The following is a 16,103-nucleotide window of genomic DNA, read 5'->3' on the forward strand; positions in this document are numbered from 1 at the left end:
GTACGCTAAATAAAAGGTATTGTACATGTATAAAAAATAGATGTCTTGATTATTTATAAGACATCTATTCGTTATTGTATACAAAAGACAGGGATAAGAAAATGATAAAATTTTTCCTAATTAAAGCATAATACTTACAATAATCGCAGATAAAATACTAACAAGAGTAGCTCCGTATAGTAATTTTAGGCCGAAGCGGGCAACGACATTTCCTTGTTCTTCGTTTAACCCTTTTACCGCACCGGAAATAATTCCAATGGAAGAAAAGTTGGCAAAAGAAACGAGGAAGACAGAAATAATACCAACTGTACGGATAGAAAGAGTGCCGGAAATTTTACTAAGATCCATCATTGCTACAAATTCATTTGTTACAAGCTTCGTTGCCATAATGCTACCAGCTGCGACAATTTCAGAACTTGGTACACCGATAAGAAATGCAATAGGAGCAAATACGTAGCCGATTAATTGCTGAAAAGTAATGCCGAATATAATGAGGAATAGGTCATTAATGCAGCTAATTAATGCTACGAATCCGATGAGCATAGCACCGACGACAATGGCTACCCGGAAACCATCAAGAATATATTCGCCAAGCATTTCAAAGAAACTTTGCTTTTCACCTTTTATTTCCAAAATATCTTCTTCATCTTTAACGTCGTAAGGGTTAATGATGAGTACGATAATAAAACCGCTAAATAAATTGAGAACGAGTGCGGTTACTACATATTTAGGTTCAATCATCGTCATATAGGCACCTACGATAGACATAGATACTGTTGACATGGCTGATGCACAAAGTGTATAAAGACGGTGTTTTGGAATTTGAGCTAATTGCTTTTTTACCGTAATAAAAACTTCTGATTGGCCGACAATAGCGGAAGCGATGGCATTGTAAGATTCTAATTTCCCAAGACCATTTATCTTGCTAAGAAAGAAACCAATCCAATGAATAAAAAATGGTAGTATTTTGAAATGTTGTAATATACCAATTAAGACGGAAATAAAGACAATCGGTAATAATACAGTAAGGAAAAATGACATCTCACCTTTATTTGCAAGACCGCCAAATACAAAGTTTATACCATCAGCAGCATATTCGAGTAGCTTTGTGAACAGGCTGGAAATGACCCGAATAAGTATGAGACCAATTTCTGTATTTAATAATAAATAGGTTAAAATTAACTGTATAATAAGCATGATGAAAATAGGTTTGAATTTAATGTGTTTCTTATTATTGCTAGCAATATAAGCAAGGAAGAAAACGACGATAAGTCCGACGAAAAAAGTGATAAATTTCATAGTAAGCCTCCTAAAAGAGATATTCTGCTATATATGTTTTTCATTTCAAGGGAGAATATGCATCTTTGGTAAAGAAAGGAATAGAGAAATCATGAATATATGTAAAGTGCATCACGTTGCAATTATTTGTTCGAATTATGAAGTGTCAAAGGATTTTTATACTAGAATATTAGGTTTTAAAGTGATAAATGAAGTATATAGAAAGGAACGAGATTCTTATAAGGTAGATTTATGTGTAGGAGAAGAGTATCAAATAGAATTATTTTCATTTCCAAGTCCGCCTGACCGCGCAAGTTTTCCAGAGGCTGCTGGACTTAGACATTTAGCTTTTGCAGTTACTGATATAGAAGAAGCTGTTAAACATTTAAACCGATGCGATGTTGAGACGGAATTGATACGTGTCGATGAGATTACGGGAAAAAAATTTGTCTTTTTCCAAGACCCTGACGGTTTACCTTTAGAATTGTATGAGGTTTGAAAATTGGTGAATTTTATATAGGGTTGCTTTCTAATAATTGAAGAAACTAAAGTGAAACTTCTTTTTAAAAGGAGGTGTAACTTTAGCTAAGAAAGCTAAAGGACATATGTGGATATTTTAAAATTATTGATGGTAGCCATACTTATTGCATTAACAGCTTTTTTTGTGGCTGTTGAGTTTGCAATTATTAAGGTGCGTAGCAGTCGCATTGATCAACTCGTTAGTGAAAAAAGACGAGGTGCATTGGCTGCTAAAAAAGTAACTGCAAATTTAGATGAGTATTTATCAGCATGTCAGTTAGGTATTACGATTACCGCTTTAGGGCTTGGGTGGTTAGGAGAGCCGACTATAAAACATTTACTCGAGCCATTGTTCTTAAAATTACAATTATCTCCTGCCATTGCTAGTACAATTTCATTTATTATTGCCTTTGCAGTGATTACATTTTTACATGTCGTCATTGGGGAACTTGCTCCAAAGACATTGGCTATACAAAGGTCAGAGCAAGTTAGCTTATTATTATCAAAGCCCCTTATTTATTTTTACCGAGTTATGTACCCATTTATTTGGGCTTTAAATGGCTCTGCACGATTTGTGACAGGCTTATTTGGTTTACATCCCGCTTCTGAACATGAAGTTGCGCATTCAGAGGAGGAACTAAGATTAATCTTGTCTGAGAGTTATGAGAGTGGCGAGATTAATCAAACTGAATTTAAATATGTAAATAACATCTTTGAATTTGATAACAGGGTAGCAAAGGAAATTATGGTACCTCGTACTGAAGTTGTTGGCTTATATGAAGATGAGCCGTTTGAGACACATATTAAAGTAATCGCACAAGAAAAATATACGAGATATCCAGTATTTGGTGAAGATAAAGATGAAATTATTGGGATGGTTAATGTAAAGGACCTATTTATTCGTTATATGGATGGTAATCGAGATGAAGAGTGTTCGATTACACCATATACACGTCCAGTTATTGAAGTGTTAGAAAATATCCCAATCCATGATTTACTATTGCAAATGCAAAGAAGGCGTATTCCATTAGCTGTATTATATGATGAATATGGTGGCACAGCAGGCATTGTCACGCTAGAAGATATTTTAGAAGAAATTGTTGGAGAAATTCGAGATGAATACGATGAAGATGAACACCCACCTATCGAACACATAAGTGAAGGATGTAAAATTGTAGAGGGAAAAGTGCTTATTAGCGAAGTAAATGATTTATTTGGCATACATTTGGTCGCTGATGATGTTGATACAATTGGTGGTTGGATTATGGTACAAAAGCAAAGCGTTGCTGAGGGGGATATTATTGACAAACACGGCTTTTCTTTTAAAGTTCTTGAAAAGGATATGCATCAAATTAAGCGAGTTGAAATAAAGAAAGTAGAAGAATGAATGGATTTTCTATTATATAAACTTTAATAAAAAGTATATATAGAAAAATAAATGTTTGCGCTTTCAAAAAAGGTACTATATAGTGAAGGTGGATAATGAAGAATTCTTTTAATGATACTCGTATTTTATAGGGCGAATTCTTTAGACAAGGATTTAGAATGAAAAGTATAGGTGATGAAAAATGATAGCAACGAAGGATATACGTATAGAAAAAGATTTTTTAGGTGAAAAGGAAGTACCGAGTGTAGCTTATTATGGTGTACAAACATTACGTGCCGTAGAAAACTTTCCGATTACAGGATATCGCATTCATCCGTCACTCATTACGGCAATGGCAATTGTAAAAAAAGCGGCAGCGCTTGCGAATATAGATACAGGTTACTTAGCTAAAGATATCGGCCAAGAAATTGCAGAGGCTGCACAAGAGATTGTAGATGGAAAGTTCCATGATCAATTCATTGTAGACCCAATTCAGGGCGGGGCAGGTACTTCAATTAATATGAATACTAATGAAGTGATTGCTAATAGAGCGTTAGAACGTATGGGATACGAAAAAGGTGAATATGCGAAAATTAGTCCAAACACTCATGTGAACATGGCTCAATCAACAAATGATGCGTTCCCAACTGGGATTCATATTGCAACCCTTATGATGCTGGAAGAACTTCTTGTTACAATGGAAGAACTTCACTCTGCTTTTCATGATAAAGCAAAAGAATTTGATCACGTTATTAAAATGGGGCGTACACATTTGCAAGATGCAGTTCCAATTCGCCTTGGACAAGAATTTGAAGCATATAGCAGAGTACTAGAGCGTGATATAAAAAGAATTAAACAGTCTCGTCAACATTTATACGAAGTTAATATGGGTGCGACAGCTGTCGGTACGGGATTAAATGCAAACCCTACTTATATAGAACAAGTTGTGAAGCATTTACGAACTTTTAGTGGTTTCCCTCTTGTTGGTGCAGAGCACTTAGTTGATGCGACGCAAAACACAGATGCATATACAGAAGTATCTGCAGCACTAAAAGTATGTATGATGAATATGTCTAAAATTGCAAATGACCTTCGTATTATGGCGTCTGGTCCACGTGTTGGGTTGGCGGAAATTCAATTACCAGCTCGTCAACCAGGTTCATCTATTATGCCGGGTAAAGTAAATCCAGTTATGGCAGAAGTAATTAACCAAGTTGCTTTCCAAGTAATTGGAAATGACCATACAATTTGCTTAGCGTCAGAAGCTGGACAATTAGAGTTAAATGTAATGGAGCCGGTATTAGTATTTAATTTAATTCAATCCATCAGTATTATGAACAATGGATTCCGTGTATTCCGTGAATATTGTATTAAAGGAATTACAGCGAATGAAGAGTTGCTTAAGCAATATGTTGAAAAAAGTGTTGGAGTTATTACAGCAGTGAATCCTCATATTGGTTATGAAGCAGCTTCTCGCATTGCACGTGAAGCAATTGCGACAGGAAAGTCTGTTAGGGAACTATGTTTAGAACATGGTGTACTTACAGCAGAAGAGCTTGATATTATTTTGGATCCATACGAAATGACGCATCCTGAAATTGCTGGTGCATCTTTATTAAAAAATAAAAAAGTATAAAATAAAACACCGATCCCCCTTATATAGGGATCGGTGTTTTATTTTAAAAGATATTAAATACAGAGTTAAGTTGAAGTAAGCTAATAATAGCTAAGAAGATTAAACTATATTTCATCACTGTTTTAAATAAGGCAGATTCTTGACCAACTAGTCCAACTGCTGCACAAGCAACTGCTACAGATTGTGGTGAAACCATTTTTGCGATTGTACCACCAACTACGTTTAATGAAACGAGAGTAGATGGAACGAGGTTTAACTGATCGGCAGTTACTGCTTGAAGTGGTGCGAATAATGAACCACTTGATACGACTGAACCTGTAATGAATACGCCAATCCATCCTAAAATTGGAGAAAGAACTGGGAATGCATTTCCTGTAGAAGAGAATGCAAGTCCAAGTGTAGATGACATACCAGAGTAGTTCTCTACGTAAGCTAAAGCGATAACGCTACAAATTGTATATACTGGAACTTTTAATTCTTTTATTGTTTCGATCATTAATTCTTTAATCATTTTGCCGTTTACGCGGTAGACGATAAGTGAAACGATAATTGCTAATACAATCGCAGTAGTTGTAGAAGAGAATACATCTAGTTTGAAAATAGCTGCGAAAGGTGTATCAGCCTTTGTAATTGGTGCAGTTTTCATAACCGCATTATGAAGACCAGGGAATTGAATGTTAAATACTAAGTTTGCCAATGGACCATCCGGAGCAAATAAAGCTTTAATTGGTTTTAAATTAAAGATTGTTACAAATGCAGTTAAGAATACGAATGGAGACCAAGCATATAAAATTTGATTGAATGTATGAGATTCTTTTTCTTCTTGTTTTTCTTCTTTAGCAGAAGATTTTGGTTGCCACACACGTAAGAATAATGCAAGAGAGACCATACTTACAACGGCTGCGAAAATATTAGTAAGTTCTGCACCTAAGAAATAAGTTACAAGGAATTGAGTAATTGCGAAAGAAACACCACTTACAAGAATACCTTGCCAAGTTTCTTTAATACCTTTAATTCCATCGACCATTGAAACAAGTAAGAAAGGTAAAACAATGCTAATGAATGGTAAAATAAGAACAGTTTGACGACCAACAGTTAATGCATCAATTTGAGTTAATTGTGCAGGTACTGTAACTGGAATACCCATAGCACCCATAGCACCACCAGCGATATTAGCTACTAAGCAAATACCTGCTGCTTTTAATGGATTAAAGCCCATACCTACAAGTAATGCTGCTGTAATAGCAACTGGAACACCGAAACCAGCTGCGCCTTCTAAGAAAGCACCGAAAGAATAAGCAATTAATAATACTTGTAAACGTTGATCATTTGTAATGCTTGAAATACTATCACGAATGACATTGAATTGTTCTGTTTTAACAGTTAATTTATAAAGGAAAATAGCTGCGATAACAATAGTACAAATTGGATAAAATCCAGATAAAACACCAAATCCGGCAGATGCTACGGCCATAGTTGCTGGCATTTTATAAACAAATATTGCAAGAATAATAGCTACAATTACACTATAGAGACCAGCGATATAACCTTTCATTTTGAATCCCACTAAACAAATAATGAAGCAAAAAATTGGGAGTGCAGCGATTAGTGCAGATAACCAAATGTTGTTTAACGGGTCATAAATTTGTGTCCAAGTACTCATAATGATGACAACTCCTATCTATTTATATGTGAAGAAATTCACATTATTTGTGAAACTATTCACAATCAACTTACATGCTTAGTATATTCTCCTTCAACACTATTGTCAACGTAAAAAAGTATAATTATTCCATAATAGTGTTAAAAGAAAGCTTTGTTCATAAAGTAGACAAAAAACGCACTCAAACAAATTTGAGTGTGCTGTATAAATTATTTGCATATTCCTTTACTTGTTCATATGTCATTGTCCCGACAGGCATATATTAGATGCCGTCTGTTGTATCGAGTATAAAGTTTGATACGTAGTGCTTATCTGTCTTGTTTGATCTAGTGGGGAGGACAGGTGTATTTATTTAATAGGAAGTTTTGAATAACATTCCAGCCAATTGTAATACGAATAAAAAATAAGAAGTAATTTCTTAATACTATATCTTCCCTTTTTACTGAAAATTCCTTTTAGCGTAACAAAGAGGTTAAATATGGTTCAACTGCGTTACGATAGGTTATCAATTATAGACGGTATTTTACAATACCATTACTGTACGTTTCAATGAGGTGAAAATATAACAAAAAGCCTGATAAAACAACGTTTGCAAGCAAAGTATTCGTAGCCCTTTGTTTTGCTTTTTCTTTATATCATATAGTATAATATTCAAAATCAGCAGGGATTTTTTCCTGAACTGTGTGCTGATAAAAGGAGGAAAAATTTTTCAGCATTATAGGTTGATAAAGTTATGTCGTAACAGGAAATATAAGAACAGATATATAAATAAATAATAAAGAAAATAAAAAACGAAAATGAGGGGAACTTTATGAACCAAAATCAATTTGACTGTCGTATTTCAGAAGAAGACGTGCAGATGTTAAGAGCATTAGCTCATCCACTTCGTCTACGTTTAGTAATGGAACTAATGCAGCGTGGAACATGTAATGTAACACAATTACAAGAGGTATTAGAAATTCCGCAATCAACTGTTTCGCAGCATTTAACGAAATTAAAACAAAATAAAGTAGTACGCTTTGAGAGACGCGGGTTAGAAGTGTATTATCAAATTCATAACGATAAAGTAAGTGAAGTAGTAAAAACATTATTTTCTTAATTTTTGAATATTATGGAAAAAAGACGTGTGAAATATACGTCTTTTTTTATTTGGAAAGGGTCTAATAATAGGAAGATTTGAGAGCGTATATATTAGCGCGTTAGAAAGAAACAAACTATCGGTTGAAGTGCTAAATTGACGGAATATATTCTGAAGGGATATGAAAAGATAAAAAGGAGTGTTGTAAGCCAAAGGAGGAACAATATAATGGATGTAAAACGTGTGAAACAGATATTATCTTCTTCAAGTAGAATTGATGTTACATATGAGGGAGTCCCCGTATGGATTGAGAGCTGTGATGAGCAGAAGGGGAGTGCTCAAGTGTATGATGTATCGACTCCTGGTGAAAGCGTTCATGTGGACGTGACAGCTTTAGAGGAGAAGTAATAAAAAAGACGCTTCTAATTTTAGAAGCGTCTTTTTGTGTGTTATTCCATCATACTTGCAACTTTCTTAGAGAAGAGAAGAAGTACAAAGCCTAAGATGATAACGATAATACCGATACTTGCAAATACTTCAAGGTATCCTAATGATTGTGTAAAGGAAGCAAGTTTACCTGCTAACCAGTTAGCCATACCCGTACCAGCTAACCATACCCCCATTAGTAATGATGCTAATTTTACAGGAGCGATTGCACTTACCATTGATAGACCGATTGGTGATAAGAATAGCTCACCAATTGTATGGAAGAGATAAGTGATAACGATGAATAATAAATTCGCTTTTACAGTTATATCTGCTTCACTACTTCCAGTTTTTAGAACTGCTAATGTTAAAACAAGATAACCTATACCTAGTAAAATCATACCAAATGCCATTTTTGTTGGCACTTTTAAATCACCGCGTTTTGTTTTAGAAAGTTTTAACCATAGCATAGATACAAATGGTGCAAGTAGTACGATGAATGCTGGGTTAACGGATTGGAACCAAGATGTTGGCACTTCCCAACCGAAAATTGTACGATCAACAAATTTATTTGTATAAAGTGTTAGAGAACTACCAGCTTGTTCAAATCCTGCCCAGAAGAATACTACGAAACAAGTTAAAATTACAATTGCCCAAGTACGATTTTTCTCTTGTTTTGTTAAAGGTTTCTTTTCGACTACAGGCTGATTTTTTGATCTTTTACCGACAACTGTTGTTCCTGCTTTACCAAGGTAACGAGGAGCTAATAAGTTGAAAACAATTTGTCCAATAATCATACCGATACAAGCTGCTAAGAATCCGTATTTATATCCCATAACAATAACGCCATTAGCGCTTGTTTTAAAGAAATCTTCTGCTAAAAATCCACAAATAAGTGGAGCAAAGAAAGCACCTACGTTAATACCCATATAGAAGATAGTAAATGCACTGTCACGACGTGAATCATTTTCACCATATAATTCACCTAACAGTGTAGAAATATTTGGTTTGAAGAATCCATTACCAATAACTAATAGTATTAATCCAAGGAATAGTCCTGTTTTTGTATTCATTGAGAATAGTACAAAGTTGCCGATTGCCATAATAATTCCGCCGAGAGTAATGGCATGACGTCTTGTAATATAATGATCCGTTAGCCATCCGCCTATAATTGGCATGAAATATACTGCCGCTGTAAAAGTCCCATATAATTGCACTGCGACTGCCTTATCAAATCCTAACCCGCCACTAACAGCAGCAGTTGTTAAATAAAGAACTAAAAGGCCGCGCATTCCATAATAACTAAATCTTTCCCACATTTCTGTTAAGAACAACAAATATAATCCTGGTGGATGTTTTTTTGGTGATTGTTGTTCTCCAGCTTTGTCTAATTTTAAAGCTGTATCCATTTTTGTTTCCCCCTAATCCTGTATAACGGATATTTATGTAATTATTTTAATTCACAAAATATTTAGAAGTCAATAGAATTATATGGAAATAGCAAGAAAGTTTCTGGAAAAATCTATTTTTCTTCAACTGTTATTGTATTTTCCCCTGAAAACAAGATAATAAGCGTTTTCAAATGTAGTAATTGAATTCTAAAAGAAAGTAAAATAGTGATAAATCAGAAAATTTAGATTAGAATATTTATTCTGATATAGAGAAAATAAACTATATTTACTTTTACAATATAACATATCGGTAATAAAAATACAAAATGAAATAATGTGACACTTCAGTGAAATGAAAAAACCAGCTCCATAAAAGAGGGAGCTGGTTAGAATAAAATTATTTAACAAAGCGTTTTTCAATATCATCTAGTAGTAGGTTAGCGGCCATTACACCACCAGCTGTATTCCAAATAACATCGTCAACTTTGTATGCTTTTCCATTCTTTACTGCATTTAAGTTTTTAAATAGAGGATCGTTTATATATTCTTTTTCTAGTTCAGAGCCTTTTTTCTCGTTGCCTTTATCGAATGTGAAGTAGAATAATACATCACCATCCATTGCAGAAATACGCTCTTTAGATATATTGCGTTCTGCGAAATCATCTTTGTTTTGATCTCCAGGACGTTTAAATCCAAGTTCTTTTAAAATAACACCAGAGAATGTATCGCCATGATAAATACGAACATCACCAGGCATAAAACGTACCATAGAAATTTCTTGATTTACTTTATCGCCAAGTTTGCCTTTTAAATCTTTCATACGTGATTCGTAATCAGCTAAAACCTTTTGGCCTTCTTTTTCTTTATTTAATGCTTTCGCATAAAATTTGAAGTTATCTTTCCATTCACCGCGTAATGTTTCAGAGAACACAGTAGGTGCGATTGCTTTTAGTTGCTCATATACTTTTTCGTGACGCATTTTGTTACCGATAATTAAATCTGGTTTTAAAGAAGCAATTGTTTCAACGTTAACTTGTCCTTCGTCGCCAACAACTTTTACATCTTTCATTTTGTCCTTAATATGTGGATACCACGGATCACCAGTCCAAGACTTTACAGCACCAACTGGTTTCACACCTAATTCAAGTAAAGCTTCAGTTCCTTCATTCGTTAAAATAACGACACGTTTTGGATTAGCAGGAACTTCTGTTTTACCCATTGCGTGTTCAACCGTAATCATTTCTTTTTTATTATCTTCTTTTGTTGCTTCTTCTTTGTTATTTGACTTTCCACAAGCGCTTAAAAGCAGTGAAAAAGTTAATAGAAATACAAATACGGTAAACGATTTCTTTTGCATGAAATTCATTATGTACCTCCTACATGTTGAGAATATTTTTCAATTGCAAGCATGATATTAAAACTTTGCTGCTCAGTTGTCAATATATATAACTGAAAATGATTATCAGTATTATTGACAATGCGAATTAAGTTGAAATAAACTAACAACGTATCATTATACATTGAAGGGGAAACGCTGCATGTTATTAAAAACAAATCAAGCAAAATGGATTGGATTATTTGTTGGAATCATTGCAGTCGTTATTTGTATTTGGGGAAGTATTATTTTCGGATATACAAATACGAGTTGGAAATTAGCGCTAGATGCTTTTTTCCATTTTAATGGTTCCAATGAACATATTATTATTCAAAATGTGCGTCTGCCAAGGGCGTTAATTGCGGCTAGTGTTGGTGCTAGTTTAGCCGTTGCAGGTTGTCTTATGCAAACTTTAACTAATAATCCACTTGCTTCTCCAGATTTTATTGGATTAAATTCAGGCGCTGCGTTCTTCATAGTTGTAGCAATTGTTATTTTTTCCGTGACATCATTATCAGCTTTCACGTGGATTGCCTTTTTAGGAGCGGCAATTGCAGCTGTACTTGTATTTACTTCTAGTTCTTTAGGAAAAGAAGGGACGACTCCTCTTAAACTAACATTAGCAGGTGTCGCGATAAGTGCTTTATTTTCATCATTAACACAAGGGTTACTTGTTTTAAATGAAAAGGCGATGGAAGAAGTATTGTTTTGGCTTGCCGGATCTGTACAAGGAAGAAAAATAGAAATTTTACAATCTGTATTCCCGTATTTATTAGTAGGCTGGATTGCATCTCTTATGATGGCAGGGAAAGTAAATACATTGATGATGGGAGAAGATGTTGCAAAAGGTCTCGGACAACGAACAATTTTAATGAAATCATTCGTACTACTTATTATTGTACTGTTGTCTGGTGGTTCAGTTGCGGTTGCTGGTCCAATTGGATTTATTGGCATCGTTACTCCTCATTTTTCAAGAGCTCTTGTTGGGGTAGATCACAGGTGGATAGTACCGTATAGCGGGCTGCTGGGTGCCATGCTATTATTATTTGCCGATATAGCGGCACGATATGTCATTATGCCACAAGAAGTACCAGTAGGGGTTATGACAGCGTTTATCGGGGCCCCATTCTTTATTTATATTGCACGTAAGAGAGGGCTTAGCAAATGAAGAAGTATATTCCGTTTCGTATAGGAAAAGAGGGGCTCTCGTTTTTGATGTATAAACGAGCTGTTCTAGTCTTATTCAGTTTACTAGCTATTTTAATAGGATTATTTTTTGCCAGTGCAGGTATGGGAGATATGAAAATTGCTCCTTATGATGTATGGCAAGCGATTACCGGAAATGGCGATGCGATGTCAAATATGGTTGTAAATAAGTTTCGTATGCCGCGTATTTTAATTGCAATCCTTGTAGGAATCGCACTTGCTGTAGCAGGCTGTATTTTACAAGGGCTCGTTAGAAATCCGCTTGCTTCCCCTGATATTATCGGAATTACGGGCGGGGCAAGTGTTGCAGTTGTACTCTTTTTAGCTATATTTAGTGATAAAAACAATGCGCTAACAGTAAGCATTCATTATATGCCGCTCGCAGCTTTTGCTGGAGCGACGATTGTAGCGCTTTTTGTATATTTATTTGCATGGAAAAATGATGGTTTATCACCAATTAGTCTTGTTTTAATTGGTGTTGGATTTTGGGCGTTAACGAAAGCGGCAACAACGTTATTTATGTTGTTAGCGCCAATTTATCAAGCGAGTCAAGCAAATGTATGGATTACAGGTACTGTTTACGGCTCTTCATGGCAAAATGTGATGGTACTTGCGCCTTGGGTGCTCATCTTAACGGTAATATCCTTTATCACTGCTAGACATTTAAATGCACAAGAGCTAGGGGATGATATAGCGGTAGGACTTGGTGTTCCTTTAACGAAGTCGCGTGTATTCATGTTATTACTTAGTACAGCTTTAATTGGCGGGGCAGTTGCCTTTGCCGGAGGGATTGGGTTTGTTGGTTTAATGGCACCTCATATTTCGCGAAGATTAGTTGGTTCTTTATACGGTGCATTACTCCCAGTTGCAGCTATTGTCGGTGCAATTTTAGTACTCGCTGCAGATTTAATTGGGCGCACAATTTTCACACCACTTGAAATTCCAGCAGGGGTATTTACATCAGCAATTGGTGCACCTTATTTTATTTATTTACTTTATAAAAGTCGGAATTCATAAAGGGAGATGAATATGCAAAAAGCATTGGAGACGAAACGTTTGACGCTGTCCTATGGTGAAACAATTATTATCGATGAGTTGGATTTAGAAATTCCAAAAGGTGAAATTACAATCTTCATCGGTTCTAACGGTTGTGGAAAATCAACTTTATTACGTTCACTTGCTAGATTATTAAAGCCAACAAATGGTGACATTTTGTTAGATAATCAAGCTTTACAAAGTATGCAAACGAAGCAAATAGCTCGTCAAATGGCAATTTTACCGCAAGGACCTCAAGCACCAGAAGGGCTGACAGTATTACAACTTGTAAAGCAAGGACGTTATCCATATCAAACTTGGTTAAAGCAATGGTCAGAAAAAGACGAGGAAATGGTACAGAAGGCACTTGCAGCAACAGGCATGACAGAATTTGCTGAGCGTGATGTGCATGCTCTTTCAGGTGGACAACGTCAACGTGCTTGGATTGCAATGACCCTTGCACAAGATACCGATATTATTTTACTGGATGAGCCGACTACATATTTAGATATGACTCACCAAATTGAAGTGTTAGATTTATTATTCGAATTAAATGAAACAGAGAAAAGAACGATTGTTATGGTATTGCACGATTTGAACTTGGCATGCCGTTATGCAGACAACATTGTAGCTATTCAAGATAAACAAATATATGCGCAAGGTAAACCAGAAGAAGTTGTTGATCAAAAGTTAGTTCGTGATGTATTCCGTATGGAGTGTCAAATAAGCGCTGATCCGTTATTTGGAACACCGCTCTGTATCCCGCACGGAAGAGGAAGAAGTGTACGTAAAGAAGCTGTTCAGGCGATGAGATAACAAAAAAACGATGAGTAATTCATCGTTTTTTTTTATTTTTTGCAAGAAAATAGTAGGAAAAGGGGAATACGTAAGCGACGTTCATATTCTTCTTTATCCTGAAAACATTTTTGATTTGGTGTAGCTTCTTTTAAGTTTGTAATTGTAAATCCGGCTTGTTGTAATAATGTAAAATACTCTTCCGTTGTACGATGGTATTTAATAATTTCTTGCTCAATCCAAGGCTCAACGCGTTTTCCCATTTTAAAATAATCATCGACGAGCCAGCTCGTTCTTTTCCCACTCGTTTGTAAGCTTTCAAATGAAGAGGTAATAATAGGATGTTGAACGCTAAAAGTAAAGGCTCCATTTGTTTTTAATGTTTCGTACACATTTTGAAAAATGATAGGAAGATGTTCAATATAATGTAAGGCAAGTCTAGATGTTACTAAATCAAAAGTAGCAGGAGGGTATGTGTAGTCTTTGAGGTTTAAAAAATGGACGGTCCCATTTTTATCCCGCATTAACGGGCAGTAAGACTCCCACCTCAAAATTCGGCAAATGCGAAGGAGTTAGGTGGGAGATCAACTGCCCGTAAAACCCCCACTGATTAAAGTTTCACTTTATTTTCTAGTTGTTTTACTGCTCTTTCATACATAAGCTGAGAGCCTTCAATGCCAGTGTAAGAGTGGCATCCGTTTTCTAATAATTCCACACTAAACTTGGCATCGCCACAACCTAAATCGAGAATTTGCTTTCTTTTTACATCACCAATGAGTTGAAAGAATGCTGGCTTCTCAATGGATTCATTGGGGCTATTTTCGCGATATTTTCTTTTCATATATTGCTCAAAAAATGCTTCGTTATTATATACATCAGATTCTGTAAATGCCATGTTTGAAGCCTCCCTAAATATTTTTTTAATTCTATCAAATATGAAATGTAAATGATAGATTTCTTGTAATGAATCATATATAATTTAGAATTGTAAGCGGTTACTTTAAGCTATTTTTCTATAATAAATTCTGAAAACGTGTTAAGCTAGTAGAGGGATTATTAGAACTATTAAGATAATAATCCGCTTACATGAACGATGGGAGGCTTCACAATGTCTAGTAAAACACTTGCGAAATTTTTAGAAGAAAATTTAGAGGATTTAAAATCAAAAGGGCTTTATAACGTAATTGATCCGCTTGAGAGTTCAAATGGACCGATCATTACAATTGGCGGAAAAGAATATATTAACTTATCTTCAAACAACTATCTTGGATTAGCAACAGATAGCCGTTTGCAAGAAGCAGCAATTGGTGCAATTCATAAGTACGGCGTTGGAGCAGGAGCTGTTCGTACAATTAACGGTACTTTAGATTTGCATATTAAATTAGAAGAAACAATTGCAAAGTTTAAACATACAGAAGCAGCAATTGCTTATCAATCAGGGTTTAATTGTAATATGGCAGCGATTTCAGCTGTTATGGATAAAAATGATGCGATTCTTTCAGATGAATTAAACCACGCATCTATTATTGATGGTAGTCGTCTATCAAGAGCGAAAATCATCGTTTATAAGCATTCTGATATGGAAGATTTACGCAAAAAAGCAATCGAGGCAAAAGAATCAGGTCTTTATAATAAATTAATGGTTATTACAGACGGTGTTTTCTCAATGGATGGAGATATTGCAAAATTACCAGAGATTGTTGAAATTGCAGAAGAGCTGGATTTAATGACATATGTAGATGATGCACACGGTTCAGGTGTACTTGGCAAAGGTGCAGGTACTGTAAAACATTTCGGCCTTTCTGATAAAGTTGATTTCCAAATTGGTACATTATCAAAAGCAATTGGGGTAATTGGTGGATATGTAGCTGGGAAACAAAACTTAATCGATTGGTTAAAAGTGCGTTCACGTCCATTCTTATTCTCAACGGCTTTAACACCAGCTGATGCAGCTGCTTGTATGAGATCAATTGAAATTCTAATGGAAAGCACAGAGTTACACGATCGTTTATGGGAAAATGGTCGCTACTTAAAACAAGGGTTAAAAGAACTTGGCTTTAACATTGGAGAAAGTGAAACACCAATTACACCTTGTATTATCGGTGATGAAGTATTAACACAAGAATTTAGTAAACGTTTAAATGAAGAAGGCGTTTACGCAAAATCTATCGTATTCCCAACCGTAGCAAAAGGAATGGGACGTGTTCGTAATATGCCTACAGCAGCCCATACGAAAGAAATGTTAGATGAAGCAATTCGTAAGTATGAAAAAGTAGGGAAAGAAATGGGCATCATTTAAGTAACGACATCTTTTGAATAGCTTGCAAATGAGGAG

The 16,103-nt window shown here is 35.2% G+C and carries 13 protein-coding genes and 1 pseudogene; 9 read left to right on the forward strand and 5 right to left on the reverse strand.

Annotated features, from left to right (window positions below):
* Positions 1-120: 120 nt before the first annotated feature.
* On the reverse strand, positions 121-1,299 hold the full coding sequence (locus KPL75_RS17145) for a NupC/NupG family nucleoside CNT transporter (protein ID WP_219917099.1): 1,179 nt from the start codon (positions 1,297-1,299) through the stop codon (positions 121-123).
* Positions 1,300-1,390: 91 nt separating this feature from the next.
* Here KPL75_RS17145 and KPL75_RS17150 point away from each other — a divergent pair, with 91 nt between their 5' ends.
* The 3 genes from KPL75_RS17150 (at position 1,391) to aspA (ending at position 4,799) form a co-directional block, all read left to right on the forward strand.
* Positions 1,391-1,777: an SMU1112c/YaeR family gloxylase I-like metalloprotein gene (locus KPL75_RS17150; protein WP_219917100.1), complete on the forward strand. Its 387-nt coding sequence runs from the start codon at positions 1,391-1,393 to the stop codon at positions 1,775-1,777.
* 108 nt (positions 1,778-1,885) lie between these two features.
* Positions 1,886-3,184, forward strand: coding sequence for a hemolysin family protein (locus KPL75_RS17155; RefSeq protein ID WP_219917101.1), 1,299 nt, complete (start codon positions 1,886-1,888; stop codon positions 3,182-3,184).
* A gap of 181 nt (positions 3,185-3,365) precedes the next feature.
* Positions 3,366-4,799, forward strand: coding sequence for an aspartate ammonia-lyase (gene aspA / locus KPL75_RS17160; RefSeq protein ID WP_002091005.1), 1,434 nt, complete (start codon positions 3,366-3,368; stop codon positions 4,797-4,799).
* Positions 4,800-4,842: 43 nt separating this feature from the next.
* On the opposite strand, the gene KPL75_RS17165 is transcribed toward aspA, so the two are convergent.
* Positions 4,843-6,462 carry an L-lactate permease gene (locus KPL75_RS17165; RefSeq protein ID WP_219917102.1) on the reverse strand — a complete coding sequence of 540 codons (1,620 nt, stop codon included), beginning with the start codon at positions 6,460-6,462 and terminating at the stop codon, positions 4,843-4,845.
* An 811-nt stretch (positions 6,463-7,273) separates the two neighbouring features.
* Here KPL75_RS17165 and KPL75_RS17170 point away from each other — a divergent pair.
* Both KPL75_RS17170 and KPL75_RS17175 read left to right on the forward strand, forming a co-directional pair.
* Entirely contained in the window at positions 7,274-7,561 is a 288-nt protein-coding gene (locus tag KPL75_RS17170) for an ArsR/SmtB family transcription factor (protein ID WP_001075217.1), read from the forward strand.
* A 207-nt stretch (positions 7,562-7,768) separates the two neighbouring features.
* On the forward strand, positions 7,769-7,948 hold the full coding sequence (locus KPL75_RS17175; protein WP_219917103.1) for an acid-soluble spore protein H: 180 nt from the start codon (positions 7,769-7,771) through the stop codon (positions 7,946-7,948).
* Positions 7,949-7,989: 41 nt separating this feature from the next.
* Here KPL75_RS17175 and KPL75_RS17180 read toward each other — a convergent pair whose 3' ends face one another.
* On the reverse strand, positions 7,990-9,375 hold the full coding sequence (locus KPL75_RS17180; protein WP_003187347.1) for a peptide MFS transporter: 1,386 nt from the start codon (positions 9,373-9,375) through the stop codon (positions 7,990-7,992).
* Between the two features lie 379 nt (positions 9,376-9,754).
* Positions 9,755-10,723 carry an ABC transporter substrate-binding protein gene (locus KPL75_RS17185; RefSeq protein ID WP_219917104.1) on the reverse strand — a complete coding sequence of 323 codons (969 nt, stop codon included), beginning with the start codon at positions 10,721-10,723 and terminating at the stop codon, positions 9,755-9,757.
* Positions 10,724-10,895: 172 nt separating this feature from the next.
* Here KPL75_RS17185 and KPL75_RS17190 point away from each other — a divergent pair, with 172 nt between their 5' ends.
* From KPL75_RS17190 to KPL75_RS17200, 3 genes are read left to right on the forward strand one after another with little or no spacing between them, the layout of a single operon-like run.
* Positions 10,896-11,900 carry a FecCD family ABC transporter permease gene (locus KPL75_RS17190; RefSeq protein WP_219917105.1) on the forward strand — a complete coding sequence of 335 codons (1,005 nt, stop codon included), beginning with the start codon at positions 10,896-10,898 and terminating at the stop codon, positions 11,898-11,900.
* Positions 11,897-12,955 carry a FecCD family ABC transporter permease gene (locus KPL75_RS17195; RefSeq protein WP_219917106.1) on the forward strand — a complete coding sequence of 353 codons (1,059 nt, stop codon included), beginning with the start codon at positions 11,897-11,899 and terminating at the stop codon, positions 12,953-12,955. The genes KPL75_RS17190 and KPL75_RS17195 overlap by 4 nt, the downstream gene beginning before the upstream one ends.
* 12 nt (positions 12,956-12,967) lie before the next feature.
* Positions 12,968-13,789: an ABC transporter ATP-binding protein gene (locus tag KPL75_RS17200; RefSeq protein ID WP_219917107.1), complete on the forward strand. Its 822-nt coding sequence runs from the start codon at positions 12,968-12,970 to the stop codon at positions 13,787-13,789.
* A gap of 32 nt (positions 13,790-13,821) precedes the next feature.
* On the opposite strand, the pseudogene KPL75_RS27845 reads toward KPL75_RS17200, so the two are convergent.
* Positions 13,822-14,663: pseudogene (locus KPL75_RS27845) on the reverse strand (class I SAM-dependent methyltransferase).
* 213 nt (positions 14,664-14,876) lie between these two features.
* Between KPL75_RS27845 and KPL75_RS17215 the strand changes: the two are divergent.
* Positions 14,877-16,067, forward strand: coding sequence for a glycine C-acetyltransferase (locus tag KPL75_RS17215; RefSeq protein ID WP_219917108.1), 1,191 nt, complete (start codon positions 14,877-14,879; stop codon positions 16,065-16,067).
* Positions 16,068-16,103: the final 36 nt, after the last annotated feature.

This window comes from Bacillus sp. NP247 (assembly GCF_018966865.1).
In the GTDB taxonomy this organism is placed as follows: Bacteria; Bacillota; Bacilli; order Bacillales; family Bacillaceae_G; genus Bacillus_A.